This is a genomic window from Streptomyces canus, assembly GCF_041435015.1.
Taxonomy (GTDB): domain Bacteria; phylum Actinomycetota; class Actinomycetes; order Streptomycetales; family Streptomycetaceae; genus Streptomyces; species Streptomyces canus_G.
Map to the genome: position 1 here is coordinate 5291472 of NZ_CP107989.1, position 15116 is coordinate 5306587.

Here is a 15116-nt window from a genome sequence, read left to right on the forward strand (position 1 = left end):
CGTGGCCGTTGTGCGTCCAGGTTCTACTCAGGGCCGTAACTCGCTTGCGGCCCCAGGGGCACGGCCCGGCGCCGAAGGCGCAGAGGGCCGGGCCCAAGGGGCCAGCCCGCGCTTGCGCGGGCCCTTGATGAGGTAGAGAAACCTGTAACAGGTCGGGGTCCCCGGCCGAAGGTCAGTTGCCTACCAGCGGTGTCAGCTTGCGGCCGTCATGCGTCCGGACATGCGGCGCCTCGTCGCGCAAAGCGTCCGTGATGCGCACCGCGTAGACCTCGCTCATCGCCGCTACTGCCTCGTCCGGGGTGAGCCATGCAACAGCGGTCGACTCGTCCGAGAGCTGTTCGTGACCGCCTTCGGGCTGACACCTGAATACCAGGGCGACAACGCCGACTGTCATGTTCTTGTAGACGCCGGTCAAGCGCTCTACGCGCACCTTGATCCCGGTCTCTTCGTACACCTCGCGACAGACCCCATCTTCGATGGCTTCCGTACGTTCAAGCACCCCGCCGGGCGGCTCCCACGTTCCGTTGTCGGCACGGCGGATCACCAACACACGCCCGTCCTCGCGCACAACGACTCCCGCCACGGACACCGAGTGGAGCGGCGTTGACGGGTTCTGTGGGCGGCTGTTACTCATGTACAGGAGAATAGGGGAGACTGTAGGACTATGGCGACAGGCGACGTGACATCTTCGGCCAAGGCGAAGTACCTCCAGATCGCGGATGATCTCGCAGCACAGATCAGGTCAGGGGCATTGAAGCCTGGGACTCCGGTACCCAGCGAGACCGAGCTAATGACTCGGTACAGCGTCGCCTCAGGAACCGTACGCAAGGCGGTTGCCGAGCTGCGCGCGGCGCAGTTGATCGAGACCCATCACGGGCGGGGTTCCTTCGTCCGCTCGCGGCCCCCTGTCCAGCGGAAGTCGTCCGATCGTTTTCGTCGGGCGCACCGCAAAGCCGGCAAGGCTGCCTATCTCGCGGAAGCTGAACAGTCTGGCGGCACTCCCTCCGTGAACGTGCTGTACGTCGGCCCTGTCGACGCGCCGGCCGAGATCGCGGAGCGATTGAACGTCGCGACAGGAACCAAGGTTCTTGCCCGCAAGCGCAGGTACTTTCGCGATGGCATCCCCACCGAAGAGGCAACGTCCTACCTGCCATGGGACGTGGTGAAGGACATCCCCGAGATGTTCGCCGAAAACCCGGGCGGCGGCGGTATCTACGCTCGCCTCGAAGAGCACGGCCACATGTTGGCGGAGTTCATCGAGACCGTGAAGGCACGACTGGCCACCAAGGCAGAGGCGACCGCCCTTGCCCTGAGCCCCGGCGCCCCGGTTATCCACCTGGTCCGCAGTGCCTTTTCAGACGATGAACGAGTGGTTGAGGTCTGCGACACCATCATGGCTGCTGACCAGTTCGTTTTGGACTACCGCTTCGCTGCAAGGGACTGACGGACCCGTCTCTTTCAAGCCACTTCGCGGCTGTCACCTCCACTGCGCTTGACTCCTGTACATGAGTTGGGCACTCTTCTACATGTAACTCCTGTACATGAGTGCAGGAGATCAGCTCTGCTAGAGGAGACGCAATGCCGTCCTTCAAGATCGACACTTCGACCGCTGTGGTCTTCGTGGCGACCGCCCCGGAGCCCAAGATGGTCAACAAGAAGACCGGTGAGCGGGCCGTGGACCGGGAGACCAACGCGAGCCTTTCGACCGTGGGCCTGCTGGTCTCGGACGAGGGGGAGGGCAACCTCTACCAGGTGACCGTTCCGGAGACCGGTCTCCCCGAGGGTCTGGCGCCGGGCATGCCGGTCAAGGTCATCGGCCTGAAGGCGCGGGACTGGGAGAACGAGTTCAACGGCCAGAAGCGGCACGGCATCTCGTTCCGCGCGGTCGCGATCACCCCGGCGGCCTGATCATGGCTGACTGGACGGTGTGGCTGGAGGCCACGGGGACCGCGGCAGGTGTCGGCGGTGTCGCAGGCGGTGTCGGCTACGCGAAGGTCCGCGTGCCGCGCGTGTACTGGTCGATGGTCGGACTGCCCGCCACCTGGGGCCGGTTCTCCTTCTCCTACCGCTCGACGATGGACGTGTGCGGTCTGACGGTGCAGCCGTCCGGCCTGCGGGCGTTCATGGCCCGCAACGTGGCCCGCCGTGAGGTGCAGCCGATCGCGCCGAAGATCCGCCGGGTGCGTCCCACCTCGACGGGGCTGCGGGTGACGCTGCGGCTTCCGGCCGGTCTGGAGCCCGCCGACGTGATCGCCTCGACGGAGCGTCTTCGGCACGCCTGGGGTGTCCACGCGATACGGATCGTGGCGACCAAGCCGGGCTTCGTCGAACTGCGGATGACCGGCTATGACGTGCTGCGCCGGGTGCGGATGCCGCGCAAGGCACAGCCTCATGACATGGTCGTGCCGGTGGCCCTGCGGGATGACGGGACCGTGTTCGAGCGGGACTATCGCAAGGTGCCGATGGCGCTCACGCTCGGCGCCAACTTCTCCGGCAAGTCGATGTATCAGCGCAACCTGATCAACGGGCTTGCTCAACTGCCGGTCGCGCTGGTGGGAATGGACTGCAAGCGCGGAGTGGAACAGTCCCCGTTCGCGCCCCGCCTCTCCGCGCTGGCGACCAACCCCGATGATGCCGCCTCGCTGGCCGATGTGCTGGTGGCGGAGATGGAAGCCCGCTTCGACCTGCTGAACCTGCACGGTGTCTCGGACATCTGGGAACTGCCGGAGGACTCGCGGCCGGCGCCGATCGTGGTGCTGGTCGACGAGATCGCCGAACTCTTCCTGATCTCCCGCCGGGAGGACGAGGACCGCCGTACGCGGATCGTCACGGCGTTGATCCGCCTCGCGCAGATGGCCCGCGCGGTCGGCATCCACCTGGAGATCTGCGGGCAGCGCTTCGGCTCCGACCTGGGCAAGGGCGCCACCATGCTCCGTGCCCAGCTCACCAGCCGGGTCGTGCACCGGGTCAACGACAAGGAAACCGCCGAGATGGGGCTCAAGGACGTGGCCCCGAGCGCCGTGCCGACCGCGTGCATGATTCCCGCCAACCGGCCCGGTACGGCCGTGGCCACCGATGCGGGCGGCGGCTGGTGCAAGATCCGTACCCCTGAGATCTCCCGCGAGAAGGTCGCCGCGACCTGCCTCGACTTCGCGCACTTGGTGCCGGACCTGCCGTTCCTCGACGCCTTCCGGCCGCACGTGCCCGTGTCGGCCGCCGGTACTCCCTCGCTGGTCAAGCCCGCTCCGGCCGCCGACTAGCACCCGTTCCATTCCGGCCGGCGCGACCGCCTCGCGCCACGTCCCTACCCGAGTCATGCCGAAAACAGGAGGAGATCATGCCCGGCAAGCCCTGGTTCGAGTTCACACCGATGGAGCGAGACGACGCCAATCGGCTCGGCTTCCTCTTCGAGACCTTGCAGAACGACCTGCACCTTGGCCTGCCCGTGGACCACTTCGTCACGGTCATGAGTGAGGCCCTGGACTCCGAGTTCGCCGCTCGCGCCGACGGGGACTACCCGCCTATCGGTCACGGCTACCCCCGTCTCGACGACTACTGACCGCCATGGCCGCGCCCAAGACCACCGTGCCCGCGCCGGCCGAACCGGCGAAGTGCCCGACCTGCAAGGGCTCCGGTGAGGTCTCCCGCACCGTCCACGTCGGCCGCAAGCGCCGCCCCGTCGGCCAGCAAACCGGCCTCTGCCTGGCCTGCCTGGGCTCCGGCGAAGCCACCGACTGAACCCCGCCGGGGCCGGGCGGCCGGACACGATCCCCGCCCGCTCCTGGCCCAATCCCAGGAAGGAACCTGTCATGTCTGAGCCGCTGACCGCCCTGGACGACCTTGCTTCGGACGACTTCCTTCGTCAGCTCGCCGCTCTGCGAGCGCAGCGCGACCAGATCGACCAGCACATCCGCGCCCAACTGGCCTACGCCCGGGAGTTCACCGCCCCTCGGCCCTACACGCTGGCCTCCCTGGCGGAGGCGGCCGGGCTGTCGATCTCCGGAGTACGCACCGCCTACACCGCGGCCGACTGCGACGCCGTGGCCCACGCCTTGGGGCGAGCCCCCCGGAGCCGGTCATGAAGGGGCTCCGCGTCGACGCCGTACTCGTCCAGGCCGTCATCGCCGGCGCTCTGTCCTTCGCCCACCTGCACGACCTGGCCGAAGCCGCCGGGCAATCCGGCTGGAAGGCCTGGGCCTACCCGATCAGCGTTGATCTGCTGCTGGTCGCCGCGTGGCGTCGGCTGCGTACGGCACGCCGGGACCGCTCCGCCTGGACCTGGTTCGTGATCGCCCTGTTCGCCTCGCTCGGCGCGAACATCGCCACTGCCGGACTCCTCGACCTCAAAGACGTGCCCGCCTGGCTGTGCATCCTCGTCGCAGGCTGGCCCGCCCTCGCCTTCCTCGGCGGCACCCTCCTCGTACACGCCCCGAACCAACCGGCCGAACCGGCTGCTTCTGCACAGGCTGTGGATGAACCTGTCGCGCTGGACGTTGACATGGACCGCGTCGACGAGCCCGCCCCGCCCCCGGTGCCGGAACTGGCACCCGCGACCCCCAAGACGCCCCCGGCCCAGACGCCGGCGGTTCCGGTCGCGCTGCTGGATCACGCCCGCAAGATCGCCGACGCGCACCGCGCTTCCACCGGATCGCCGATGCCCGCCGACGCTCTGTCCGCCCGCCTGCAACTGCCCGCCCCGATGGCAGATGCGATCGCCACACAACTCCAACTCACCTGAAACGAAAGGAAGTCCACCCGTGTCCGCCTACCGCCGCTTCCGCGACCGGCGCCGTATCGGCCCCGTTGAGGTCGCCACCTACTACGACGGCCGTGGCCGCGACAAGCACACCGCCGCCTGCACCGCCCCCGGCTGCGGCTTCTCCGCCGACTACACCGACCGCTCCGCCGCCGAACTCGCCGCCAACACCCACCGCTGCAAGGCCTAGAAGGGAAATCCCCGTCATGGACGTTCCGCTCTGGCTCGCTGTGATCGTCGTCGGCTACCTCGGCATCAAGCTCACCCGCCCGCCCATCTGGCTGGTCGTGCTGCTCCTGCTGGGCGGCTACCTCGTCGCCGGAAGCTTCCTCGGCCCCACCGTCGACTCCCTCGTCAAGTAACCCCGGCCCAGAAGGGACAACATCCGTGTTCACCCCGAAGTACCCGCCCCAGGACACCGCCCCGCCGGCCACTCTGCAGGTTCCGGCCTCCGACCTCCCGGCCCCCGCCGCCCCGGCCCCGGCGCCCATCGTGGCCGCGCCTGTCTCCAACCGGCCCACCGTCCAGCTCACCCCGGGCAGCGCGCTCGCCCTCGCCGCTGGCGGTGGCGCCGTGGTCCTCGTCGTCGGCGCCGTGCTGGTCTCCCTGCTCCTCGCGGTCGCGATCACCGGCATGTCCGTCGCCGTGGTCGCGGTCGTCCTCCGCTCGCTGCTCAAGGACCTCGACAAGCACCGCTAACGGCCCCCGGGACGGCTCTCTCGCCAAAGAACCGCCGTCCCGGACGCCTGCACCTCTTCCAGATCCAACGGACCCGAAAGGGAAGCCTCATCATGCCCCAGCACGCCCCGAACACGCCCGTCTGCCGCGATTGCGACGGCTTCCCCGTCGTCGCCATCACCACCGGAACCCGCGAGGCTGACGGCACCCGCGCCACCCTCCCCGTCACCTGCCAGACGTGCAAGGGCACTGGCCACGCGACCTCCACGGTTGCCCTCGTCCGGGTCGGGAGGTGACGGGCATGTTCCGCAAGCTCCCCGCCGACCTCACGCCGACCGAGGAAAGCCCCGGCCTGCGCGTCAAGGGCGCCACCAAGTACACGCGATCGCAGGGCGACTACGTCTGCGGTGGCTGTGGCGCTGAGGACCACGCCAACGGCAACGACGACGTCAAGGGCCTGGTCGACGACTACACCAACAACCACGGCCCCGCCCACCGGAACGGGGGCCGTCAGTGAGCATCACGCCTCGGGTCCTGGACTTGTTCTCCTGCGCCGGCGGGGCCGCCATGGGCTACCACCTGGCCGGGTTCGACGTCGACGGCTGCGACATCGCCGACCGCCCCCGCTACCCCTTCACCTACCACCAGGGTGACGCCCTCGAATACCTCACCCACCTGATCACCACGGGTGAGATCAAGCGGTACACCCTCGCGCACGCCTCCCCGCCCTGCCAGGCCGGCTGTGCCCTCACCGTGGGCACCAACCAGTCGCAGGGCTGGGGCGGCGCGCACGAAGACCTCGTGGCCCCCACACGCGCACTGCTCGACGCCTCCGGACTGCCGTACGTGATCGAACAGCCCAACGGCCGTGCCGAGATCCGCAAAGACCTCACCCTGTGCGGCGAAATGTTCGGCCTCGGCGTGCTGCGCCACCGCAACTTCGAGCTGGGCCGTTTCGGCGTCATGCAGCCGGCCCACCGCCGCCATCGCGGCTACGTGCGCGGCTGGCGCCACGGCGTCTACCGCGACGGCCCCTATGTGGCCGCGTACGGGGAGGGCGGCGGCAAGGCCACCATTCCCGAGATGCAACAGGCCATGGGCATCACCTGGACCGATGTTCCGGAGGAACTGACCGAGGCGATCCCGCCCGCCTACACCCAGTGGATCGGCCGTGCCTTCCTGACCGCTCGCCAGGAGGTGTTCGCGTGACCGACACCGCCACCATGGCGGGCCTGGACCCGGCCACCCTCGCCGACGTGCTGAGGCTGGCCGGGTCAGATGGCTTCGACCGCATCCAAGACCAGATCCGCCGTACCGGCGGCTGCTCCGACCCGATCCACCTGCAAGGCTCGACGGTCACCCGCGACGCCGCTTCCGGACGGGTCCTGCACAACTACTCAACCGACACCGAACCGGGTGGACGTCTCCGCATCGCGTGCGGCAACCGGCGGGCCTCCCGCTGCCCCTCGTGCGCCTGGACCTACGCCGGCGACACCTACCACTTGATCCGCGCTGGCCTCGTCGGAGACTCCGCCAAGGGCACCCCGCACACGATCCGCGACCACCCCCGCGTCTTCGCCACCCTCACCGCGCCCTCGTTCGGGCCCGTGCACAATCGCCCCGGCACCCGTGCCTGCCGCTGCGGTGCACGGCACTCCGAGGATGCTGCGGAGCTCGGCACGCCCCTGGACCCGGCGTCGTACGACTACGCGGGCGCGGTGCTGTGGAACAACCACGCCTCCGAGCTGTGGCGCTACTTCACGATCTACCTTCGCCGCGAGATCGCCAAGCGGGCCGGGCTCACGCAGAAGGCCGCTCGGGAACAGTCCCGGGTCTCGTTCGGCAAGGTCGCCGAATACCAGAAGCGCGGAGCCGTGCACTTCCATGCGGTGATCCGCTTCGACGGACCGGACGGACCCGATGATCCGCCCCCGGCCTGGGCCACCCTCGGCCTACTCACCGGCGCCATCGGTGCTGCCGCCGCCCGCGTCACGGTCGACGTGCCCCCGGCCTCGTATCAGCCGGACCCCGACCAGCCGGCCCGCGTCGAACCGGCCCGCACGCTGCACTGGGGCACCCAACTCGACGTGCAGCCGATCGGCGCCTTCGGCCACGGCGAGGAGATCACCGAAGCGGCCGTGGCCTCCTACGTCGCCAAGTACGCCACCAAAGCGGCTGAAACCACCGGCACAGTTGATCGCCGGATCGGCAACAAAGAAGCCCTGGTCCTGCTCGACGTGCCCGATCACCCCGCTCGGCTGATCGCGGCATGCCTCGACCTGCACGCGCTGTACCCGGACCGCAAGCTCCGCGACTGGGCTCACATGCTCGGCTTCCGCGGCCACTTCTCCACAAAATCCCGCCGCTACTCCACCACCCTCGGCGCCCTCCGCCAGACCCGCGCCGACTACCGCGCCGCCCAACAACGCGAAGCCCTCGGTCTGCCTGACCCCGACGACAGCCCAGAGGCAACCACGCTCACGCTCGCTCACTGGTCCTACGCCGGCCACGGTCACACCCCCGGCGAATCCTGGCTCGCCGCCAACATCCGCCGCGACATCCAACACAACCGCGAGATCGCACGCGAAGAACTGCTCAATGACGACCTTGGGGAGGCGTGAGCATGGCTGATCGTCTGCTGACGGTGGCGGAGGTCGCCGTACGGATCGGGACCTGGGAGGAGAGCGGGGAGCGTTTCCCGCGTCGCCTGATCGAAGAGCGCCGGATCGCCTTCGTCAAGGTCGGCCGGTACGTCCGGATCAAGGAGAGCGTCGTAGAGGCGTTCATCGAGGCCAATACCGTGCAGCCGGTGATCCTTCGGCCCACAGCTCTCAGGAGGGCCGCCTAATGGCTGGGAAGCGCAAGTCTCGCCGTGGCTTCGGCCGGATTCGGAAGCTGCCTTCAGGGAGGTATCAGGCTCGGTACCCGGGGCCTGATGGGGTGCTGCGGCCTGCCGATCGCACGTTCGCCACGACTACGGACGCTGATCGTTGGCTCGCCAAGAAGCGCATCGAGATCGAAGATGGTCGCTGGATCGACCCAACAGAAGGTCAGACGACGGTCCGGGAATGGGCGGCTCGCTGGCTGGCCGCAGTGTCCCCACAGCTCAAGCACAAGACACAAGCTACGTACCGATCGCTGATCAACTCGCAGATCAACCCCGTGCTTGGGGATCGTGAGCTGTCGAGCCTGCGGCCGATCACTGTGACTGAGTGGGTCGCCCAGATGCGCACGAAGGGACTCAGCCCGTCGCGCATTCGGCAGGCGTACCGGGTGCTGTCACAGGTCATGGCCTCGGCGGTCGACAACGACTTGATCGTGCAGACGCCTTGTCGAGGTGTTCGCCTCCCTCGGATGTCGCAGACCGAGCCGCACATTCTGACTCCGCTCGAAGCCTCGCGTCTTGTGCGGAAGGCTGAGAAGCCCCATGACCTGTTGATCGCACTCCTGGCCTTCGCTGGTCTGCGGGTTGGGGAGGGGTTCGCGCTACGTCGCAACGATGTGGACGTGTTGGGCGGGACGGTGTTGGTCGACGAGAACCTTGCCGAGGCGAACGGCGCTCTGGTCTTCGACACTCCGAAGTCTCACCAGAAGCGGCTCCTGCGCGTGGCGCCCACCCTCGCGAGGCGGCTCGGGAAGCACCTGGAGACCTTGCCGGACGATGGCGATGCGCTCCTGTTCACCACGCCCGCGGGCAAGCCACTGCGCTACAACCAGTGGCGCAAGGCCTACTTCAACCCCGCCGTGTTGGCGGCCGGCCTCACCGACGTGACCCCGCACGACCTTCGGGCCTCGCACGGGACCTGGGTCGCCGACAAGTACGGTGTTATGACCGCCGCTCATCGCCTCGGGCACTCGAACGCGAGCGTGACCACTCGGCACTACGCCCGCCCGGTCGCCGGCCGCGATGACCAGGTGGCCGAAGCCTCGGACGTGTGGGTCAACGGGCACGATCACGACCGTGGGGCACGTAGCGGGCACGACGACGATGACGACGGCTTGGCGGGGGCACTCGTACCCGTCTGACCTGCGGCGGAGACTTCACCGCCCTTGATCGGCGAAAGGTCTTGAAAACCGTCGTGGCAGCGATGTCACCGTGGGTTCAAATCCCACACCCACCGCGGTAGTTCGTAGGTGCTGGTCAGGAAGGGTGTCCCTCGGTGAGGGGCACCCTTTCCCTGTCGCGGTCTACAGCTCGTAGTCCCACGCCAGTTCCTCCCAGGCGATCTCCCGCAGCCCCTCCTGCGCGTCGCACCCCGACGGCACCCGTGCGTGGGGCTGGAACCAGATGATCGTGAGGTGGGAGCCGTAGAGGATGGGATCGCGGGAGGGTGTCAGGGCCGTGGAGCGGAAGACGCCGACGCAGGCCACCGCCGGCAGCATCTCGACCGGGCCGAAGGCGCCCGGGTAGTGGTCCGGGTACTCGTGCGGGGGCGGTACCAGGTGCACGGGGGCGGTCGGGTAGTCCTGTTCGGCCGATCTCAGCAGGCCTTTGATCCTCAGCTCGTTGACCGGTCTGCACGGGTAGCCGTCCAGCATCCCGCCGTACGTCGACGTCAGGCGCAGCTCCCCGAGGTCGACCCTGCGGCCGGAGGTCAGGACGAGCCGGGACAGGGTCATGATCGGCACTCTGTGGCGCTCCCATGGTGCTGGTGATGCTGTTCCGTTCTATGGCCGACGCCCCGTCATCCGCGCCGCCGACGCGATCGTCGCCCGTGCCTCCCGTTCCGTGAGCCCCGTGTTGAGGGCCGCGTCCACCAGGGGCGCGACCAGCGCGGGGCCGATGCCGTTCTCGTAGGCGCGGCAGGCGGCCCAGAAGAGGCGGGTGTTGCGCTGGCCCTCGTGGGCGGCGAGGACGAACTGGACCAGACCCTGGCCCTGGTCGCCGGCCGAGGGGTGGGTCGCGGGGTGGGTGGGGCGCGGTGGTGGCAGGAGCAGGCGGAGCAGGGCCGGTGGGCAGGCTGCGGGGGCGAGGTGGGCGGTGCCGGGAGCCGTGCCGTAGACGCCGTGGTCGGTGCGGGAGCCGGGGCCGACGAGGTAGCCGCCGGCGCCCCGGATGTCGATGCCGGGGGCGAGGCGGCCGGCCGAGTTGGGGACGGCGGCGTCGGGCGGGCCGGTCAGCCAGAGATGGCGGCCGCCGCTCGGGGTCAGGACGACGACCGTGTCGGGGATCGTGAAGAGGTGGCGCAGGGCCAGTTCGCGCAGGGCTGCCGAGGAGTCCGTGCCCGACTTGGTGTCCAGGTCCAGGCCGATCAGATGGTGGGGCGGGAGACCGCACGCGATGCCGTAGCCGGTCGCCCAGGGGGCCGCCGCGAAGAGTTCGCGGATGCGGACGGGGTCGGTCGAGGCGTCGTAGACCCCGTGGCCGAACGCGCCGCACTCGCCGTGGCAGGGCGCGGCCGAGGAGCTGTCGTCGCGGTGGGGGGAGCGCAGGGCCGGGAGCTTGGTGCCGGACAGGGGGATGACGGCCAGCCCGCGCTCGGCGGCTGACAGGGCGTGCGCGAGGGCCAGCGTCGTGGCCTGCCGGTCGGTGGTGGCCATGTCTCCATGTTCGTACGTACGTTCGAAAAAGGGAAGGGGTGGCGGGCGCGACGCGCCGGGGGCCAAGGATTGGCTGGAAAAGTGCCGGAACGCTTCCCCTGTTGTCCCCCTTGGCGATCTGGTGTCCTTATCGTCCTGATCTGCTGCGTGAAGTCGCGAAAGGGGTTTATCGACTTGTCCTCACGCTTCAGGGGGAATAACCGCTTCCGCTCTGGTTCGCCGGGGGTTCGGTGGGCAACTCTGATCTCGCGACGTCGTGCACAGCACCGGGGCGGTCGGCCAACTGCCCTGGACACAGCCTTACTTGACGTACTACCGGCAACAGGCCGGGTTCTGGAGGAAACACCATGGCAAGCATCCGTACCGCCCGCGTCATCGCCGCCGTCTCCGCCCTCCCGCTCGCCGCCGCACTCTTCACCGGCGTCGCGGCGGCGGACAACGGCGGCTTCGCGGACAACGGATCGAACGCGGGTGTCGCGAGCATCGTGGGCAGCGGTGTCGGGCACGACAACAAGGGCAACTCGTCGACCACGCAGCAGAACGCCGTCGGCTCCGGTGCCTCGGCTCAGAGCAACACGGCCCAGGTCAAGGGCTCCGCGTTCACGGCCGTCAATCAGGGGAACAACAACACATCCGTCAACTTCACCCCGCTGTGGTGGTGATGCGCGAGGCCTGACGGGCTCGACGGGGGGCTTCAGGGGGTGGGCTTCAGGGGGTGGGCTTCATGGGGGTGGGACAGGTCCGCGCGGCGGTGCTTCGGCGCCGCCGCGCAGGCGTGTTCGCGTGCGCGGCAACGGTCTTGACACCGCACTGGATCTGACGGACAGTCAGGAAATCTTGCGGACAAGGAGGTTGTCGTCATGGGCGACGATCCGGACACCCCGCCGCCCCAGCCCGACTCCCACCACTCGGCGGCCAACCTGCTGACCCGGCTCAAGGCCTACGAAGGGCGCCCCGCCGCCGTCGCCGGGGTCGGCAAGGACCCCGTCAACCTCCCCATGATCCGGCACTGGTGCGAGGCCCTGGGCGATACCAACCCGGTCTACACCGGGTCCGACGCGGTCGCTCCGCCCACCATGCTCCAGGCCTGGACGATGGGCGGGCTGACCGGGCACACGGGCAGGTCATCGGCGTACGACGAACTCCTCGCGCTCCTCGACGAGTCGGGTTGCACCTCGGTCGTCGCCACCGACTGCGAGCAGGAGTATCTCCGGCCTCTGCGTCCCGGCGACCGGGTCACCTTCGACACCGTCATCGAGTCGGTCTCCGGCCGCAAGACCACCAGGCTCGGCACCGGCCACTTCGTCACGACCCGGACCGACGTCCGCGTGGGCGAGACCCTCGTCGGCACTCACCGCTTCCGCATCCTGAAGTACGCGCCCGCACAACGGAAGAAGACCCCTCCCCGGCCCAGCCGCCCCCGACCCGTCGTCAACCGTGACAACGCCGGCTTCTGGGAAGGCGTCGAACAGCACCGACTCCTCATCCAGCGCTGCACCTCCTGCGCCACCCTCCGCTTCCCCTGGCTCCCGGGCTGCGCCCACTGCGGCGGCCCCGACTGGGACACGGTCGAGGCGAGCGGCGAGGGGAGCGTCTACTCGTACGTCGTCATGCACCACCCGCCCTTCCCGGCCTTCGACCCTCCCTACGCCGTCGTGCTCGTCGAACTCGCGGAGGGCGTGCGGATGGTCAGCAACGTGGTCGGGACGCCGTACGACAAGGTGCGGATCGGGATGCCGGTGCGGCTCGACTTCCGGACGTACGACGGTGATCTCACCCTTCCCGTCTTCCGCGCCGCCGCCGACGAGGCCGCTGCCGAGGAGGCCCCCGTATGAGAGCGGGCGACGAGCTGCCACCCCTCGAGATCCCGATCACCCGCACGCTGATCGTCGCGGGCGCGATAGCCTCCCGGGACTACCAGGACGTGCACCACGACCCGGAACTGGCCCGGCAGAAGGGCTCCCCGGACATCTTCATGAACATCCTGACGACGAACGGCCTGGTGGGGCGCTACATCACCGACCACTTCGGACCACGGACCGTGCTCAGGAAGGTGGCCATCAGGCTGGGAGCGCCCAACTACCCGGGGGACACGATGGTGTTGACCGGAACCATAGAAGCTCTCGAAGACACCACCGCGACCGTCCGGATCGTGGGGACCAACGGCATCGGCAACCATGTGACCGGGACGGTCACCTTCTGGATGAGGGACGCCGAATGAGCGCACGCGCGCGTGACGCGCTCGGAGGCCGGGCCGCGATCGTCGGCATCGGGGCCACCGAGTTCTCCAAGGACTCCGGCCGCAGCGAACTGCGCCTGGCCGCCGAGGCGGTCCGCGCGGCGCTCGACGACGCCGGGCTCACGGCGGCCGACGTGGACGGCATGGTCACGTTCACGATGGACACCAGCCCGGAGATCACCGTGGCGCAGGCCTGCGGGATCGGCGAGCTGTCCTTCTTCTCCCGCGTCCACTACGGCGGCGGCGCGGCCTGTGCGACCGTCCAGCAGGCGGCGCTCGCGATCGCCGCGGGCGTGGCCGAGGTCGTGGTCTGCTACCGCGCCTTCAACGAACGCTCAGGCCGCCGCTTCGGCTCCGGCGTCCAGCACCGCGAACCCTCCGCCGAGGGAGTCGCCCTCGGTTGGTCCCTCCCCTTCGGCCTGCTCACCCCGGCCTCCTGGGTGGCGATGGCGGCCCAGCGCTATCTGCACACCTACGGCCTCGGTCCGGAGGCCTTCGGCCAGGTGGCGGTGACCGACCGCGCGTACGCGGCCACCAACCCGGCCGCCTGGTTCCACGGCCGTCCCATCACCCTCGCCGACCACGCGGCCTCCCGCTGGATCGTCGAGCCGCTCAGGCTTCTGGACTGCTGCCAGGAGACCGACGGCGGCCAGGCGATCGTCGTCACGTCCCTCGCACGCGCGCGTGCCCTCCCCCACCGGCCCGCCGTCGTCGCGGCCGCCGCCCAGGGCGCCGGCCGCGCCCAGGAACAGATGACCAGCTTCTACCGCGACGACCTCACCGGCCTCCCCGAGATGAACGTCGTCGCCCGCCAGCTGTGGCGCACCTCGGGCCTGACCCCCCAGGACATCGACGTGGCGATCCTGTACGACCATTTCACCCCGTTCGTCCTGATGCAGCTGGAGGAGTTCGGCTTCTGCGCCCGGGGCGAGGCCGCGGACTTCGTACGCCGGGCCGAGCTCCCCCTCAACACCCACGGCGGCCAACTGGGCGAGGCCTACCTCCACGGCATGAACGGGATCGCGGAAGCCGTACGCCAACTGCGGGGGACGGCCGTGAACCAGGTGCCGGAGGCGGAGCGGGCGCTGGTGACGGCCGGGACAGGGGTACCCACGTCCGGGCTCGTGCTCGCCGGGGACGCGTAGCCCCCAGGGGTAATCCCGCAGTAGATGCGCCCCCCTCGTCCACCTTCAGGAGGTGCAGTCAGCACCACCTCTACAACCTGAGGGGGAGTCTTCTTCGGGACCTGTGGCCGATGAGCGGGGGCCGGTCGCGAATCTAGCGTGGAGCCATGACCACACCCGTCTGCACCAGCGCTTCGAAGGCCGCCGTACCGGCGACGCAGACCCTCGCGTACCCCTCGTTCGCCTCGTACGTGAAGGCACGCCAGCCGGTGCTGCTGCGTACCGCCCGGTCGCTGACCGCGAACCCGAGCGACGCGGAGGACCTGCTGCAGACCGCCCTGACCAAGACCTACGTCGCCTGGGAGCGCATCGAGGACCACCGTGCCCTCGACGGCTATGTCCGCCGCGCCCTGCTGAACACGCGCACCTCGCAGTGGCGCAAGCGCAAGGTCGACGAGTTCGCGACCGACGAGATCCCCGAGCCCGACCCCCTGCCCGGCGACGACGACCCCGCCGAGCAGCAGGCGCTGCACGACGCGATGTGGCGGGCGATCATGAAGCTGCCGGCGCGGCAGCGGGCGATGGTCGTCCTCAGGTATTACGAGGACCTCAGCGAGGTGCAGACGGCCGAGGTGCTCGGGGTCTCGGTCGGGACCGTGAAGTCGGCGGTGTCCAGGGCGCTGGGCAAGCTCCGCGAGGACCCCGAGCTGGTGCTCGCCCGGTAGGGAACCGTTCGGGACGATCGGCCGTTGTGAGGGCATCGTGACGTGATCGATCG

The 15116-nt window shown here is 69.2% G+C and carries 24 protein-coding genes; 21 read left to right on the forward strand and 3 right to left on the reverse strand.

Going from position 1 to position 15116, the window contains the following annotated elements:
- Nucleotides 1-172 precede the first annotated feature (172 nt).
- Nucleotides 173-646 (reverse strand): NUDIX hydrolase, encoded by a 474-nt coding sequence (locus OG841_RS24060; RefSeq protein ID WP_371570805.1) that lies wholly within the window; start codon nt 644-646, stop codon nt 173-175.
- Nucleotides 647-664: 18 nt separating this feature from the next.
- Between OG841_RS24060 and OG841_RS24065 the strand changes: the two genes are divergently transcribed.
- The 16 genes from OG841_RS24065 (at nt 665) to OG841_RS24140 (ending at nt 9460) form a co-directional block, all read left to right on the forward strand.
- A complete protein-coding gene (locus tag OG841_RS24065; protein WP_371566840.1) occupies nt 665-1444 on the forward strand; it encodes a GntR family transcriptional regulator in 780 nt (259 codons plus the stop codon).
- 134 nt (nt 1445-1578) lie between these two features.
- Nucleotides 1579-1908, forward strand: coding sequence for an SCO3933 family regulatory protein (locus OG841_RS24070; RefSeq protein WP_043433451.1), 330 nt, complete (start codon nt 1579-1581; stop codon nt 1906-1908).
- A 2-nt stretch (nt 1909-1910) separates the two neighbouring features.
- Nucleotides 1911-3260: an FtsK/SpoIIIE domain-containing protein gene (locus tag OG841_RS24075; protein WP_371566841.1), complete on the forward strand. Its 1350-nt coding sequence runs from the start codon at nt 1911-1913 to the stop codon at nt 3258-3260.
- 77 nt (nt 3261-3337) lie between these two features.
- On the forward strand, nt 3338-3559 hold the full coding sequence (locus OG841_RS24080) for a hypothetical protein (protein WP_371566842.1): 222 nt from the start codon (nt 3338-3340) through the stop codon (nt 3557-3559).
- Between the two features lie 5 nt (nt 3560-3564).
- A complete protein-coding gene (locus OG841_RS24085) occupies nt 3565-3738 on the forward strand; it encodes a hypothetical protein (RefSeq protein ID WP_371566843.1) in 174 nt (57 codons plus the stop codon).
- A gap of 71 nt (nt 3739-3809) precedes the next feature.
- The gene (locus OG841_RS24090) at nt 3810-4082 is read left to right on the forward strand and encodes a hypothetical protein (RefSeq protein WP_371566844.1); all 273 of its coding nucleotides are present in this window, start codon (nt 3810-3812) and stop codon (nt 4080-4082) included.
- Nucleotides 4079-4738, forward strand: a complete 660-nt coding sequence (locus OG841_RS24095; RefSeq protein WP_371566845.1) for a DUF2637 domain-containing protein — start codon at nt 4079-4081, stop codon at nt 4736-4738. The genes OG841_RS24090 and OG841_RS24095 overlap by 4 nt, the downstream gene beginning before the upstream one ends.
- Before the next feature lie 19 nt (nt 4739-4757).
- Entirely contained in the window at nt 4758-4946 is a 189-nt protein-coding gene (locus OG841_RS24100) for a mobile element transfer protein (protein WP_371566846.1), read from the forward strand.
- A 16-nt stretch (nt 4947-4962) separates the two neighbouring features.
- Nucleotides 4963-5118: a hypothetical protein gene (locus OG841_RS24105; protein WP_169808255.1), complete on the forward strand. Its 156-nt coding sequence runs from the start codon at nt 4963-4965 to the stop codon at nt 5116-5118.
- A 25-nt stretch (nt 5119-5143) separates the two neighbouring features.
- Nucleotides 5144-5455, forward strand: a complete 312-nt coding sequence (locus OG841_RS24110; protein WP_280858049.1) for a SpdD protein — start codon at nt 5144-5146, stop codon at nt 5453-5455.
- A 92-nt stretch (nt 5456-5547) separates the two neighbouring features.
- Nucleotides 5548-5730, forward strand: coding sequence for a hypothetical protein (locus tag OG841_RS24115; RefSeq protein WP_371566847.1), 183 nt, complete (start codon nt 5548-5550; stop codon nt 5728-5730).
- A 5-nt stretch (nt 5731-5735) separates the two neighbouring features.
- Nucleotides 5736-5951: a hypothetical protein gene (locus OG841_RS24120; RefSeq protein ID WP_371566848.1), complete on the forward strand. Its 216-nt coding sequence runs from the start codon at nt 5736-5738 to the stop codon at nt 5949-5951.
- A gap of 50 nt (nt 5952-6001) precedes the next feature.
- Nucleotides 6002-6643, forward strand: a complete 642-nt coding sequence (locus tag OG841_RS24125; RefSeq protein WP_371570808.1) for a DNA methylase — start codon at nt 6002-6004, stop codon at nt 6641-6643.
- Nucleotides 6640-8055: a replication initiator protein RepSA gene (gene repSA / locus OG841_RS24130; RefSeq protein ID WP_371566849.1), complete on the forward strand. Its 1416-nt coding sequence runs from the start codon at nt 6640-6642 to the stop codon at nt 8053-8055. Before OG841_RS24125 ends, repSA begins: the two co-directional genes overlap by 4 nt.
- A 2-nt stretch (nt 8056-8057) precedes the next feature.
- Complete coding sequence (locus OG841_RS24135; RefSeq protein WP_371566850.1) at nt 8058-8282, forward strand: excisionase family DNA-binding protein; 225 nt, start codon at nt 8058-8060, stop codon at nt 8280-8282.
- Entirely contained in the window at nt 8282-9460 is a 1179-nt protein-coding gene (locus tag OG841_RS24140) for a tyrosine-type recombinase/integrase (protein ID WP_371566851.1), read from the forward strand. Before OG841_RS24135 ends, OG841_RS24140 begins: the two co-directional genes overlap by 1 nt.
- 162 nt (nt 9461-9622) lie before the next feature.
- Here OG841_RS24140 and OG841_RS24145 read toward each other — a convergent pair whose 3' ends face one another.
- Together OG841_RS24145 and OG841_RS24150 are read right to left on the reverse strand one after the other, a co-directional pair.
- Nucleotides 9623-10054: a hypothetical protein gene (locus tag OG841_RS24145; RefSeq protein ID WP_328639597.1), complete on the reverse strand. Its 432-nt coding sequence runs from the start codon at nt 10052-10054 to the stop codon at nt 9623-9625.
- Between the two features lie 48 nt (nt 10055-10102).
- The gene (locus OG841_RS24150; RefSeq protein WP_328639596.1) at nt 10103-10975 is read right to left on the reverse strand and encodes a bifunctional DNA primase/polymerase; all 873 of its coding nucleotides are present in this window, start codon (nt 10973-10975) and stop codon (nt 10103-10105) included.
- A gap of 347 nt (nt 10976-11322) precedes the next feature.
- On the opposite strand from OG841_RS24150, the gene OG841_RS24155 reads away from it, so the two are divergent.
- From OG841_RS24155 to OG841_RS24175, 5 genes are all read left to right on the forward strand, one after another.
- Nucleotides 11323-11637, forward strand: coding sequence for a hypothetical protein (locus tag OG841_RS24155; RefSeq protein WP_328639595.1), 315 nt, complete (start codon nt 11323-11325; stop codon nt 11635-11637).
- 198 nt (nt 11638-11835) lie between these two features.
- Complete coding sequence (locus OG841_RS24160; RefSeq protein WP_371566852.1) at nt 11836-12810, forward strand: bifunctional MaoC family dehydratase N-terminal/OB-fold nucleic acid binding domain-containing protein; 975 nt, start codon at nt 11836-11838, stop codon at nt 12808-12810.
- On the forward strand, nt 12807-13196 hold the full coding sequence (locus OG841_RS24165) for a MaoC family dehydratase (protein ID WP_328639593.1): 390 nt from the start codon (nt 12807-12809) through the stop codon (nt 13194-13196). Before OG841_RS24160 ends, OG841_RS24165 begins: the two co-directional genes overlap by 4 nt.
- Nucleotides 13193-14359, forward strand: coding sequence for a lipid-transfer protein (locus OG841_RS24170; protein WP_328639592.1), 1167 nt, complete (start codon nt 13193-13195; stop codon nt 14357-14359). The genes OG841_RS24165 and OG841_RS24170 overlap by 4 nt, the downstream gene beginning before the upstream one ends.
- Nucleotides 14360-14505: 146 nt before the next feature.
- Nucleotides 14506-15063 (forward strand): SigE family RNA polymerase sigma factor, encoded by a 558-nt coding sequence (locus OG841_RS24175; protein ID WP_328639591.1) that lies wholly within the window; start codon nt 14506-14508, stop codon nt 15061-15063.
- Nucleotides 15064-15116: the final 53 nt, after the last annotated feature.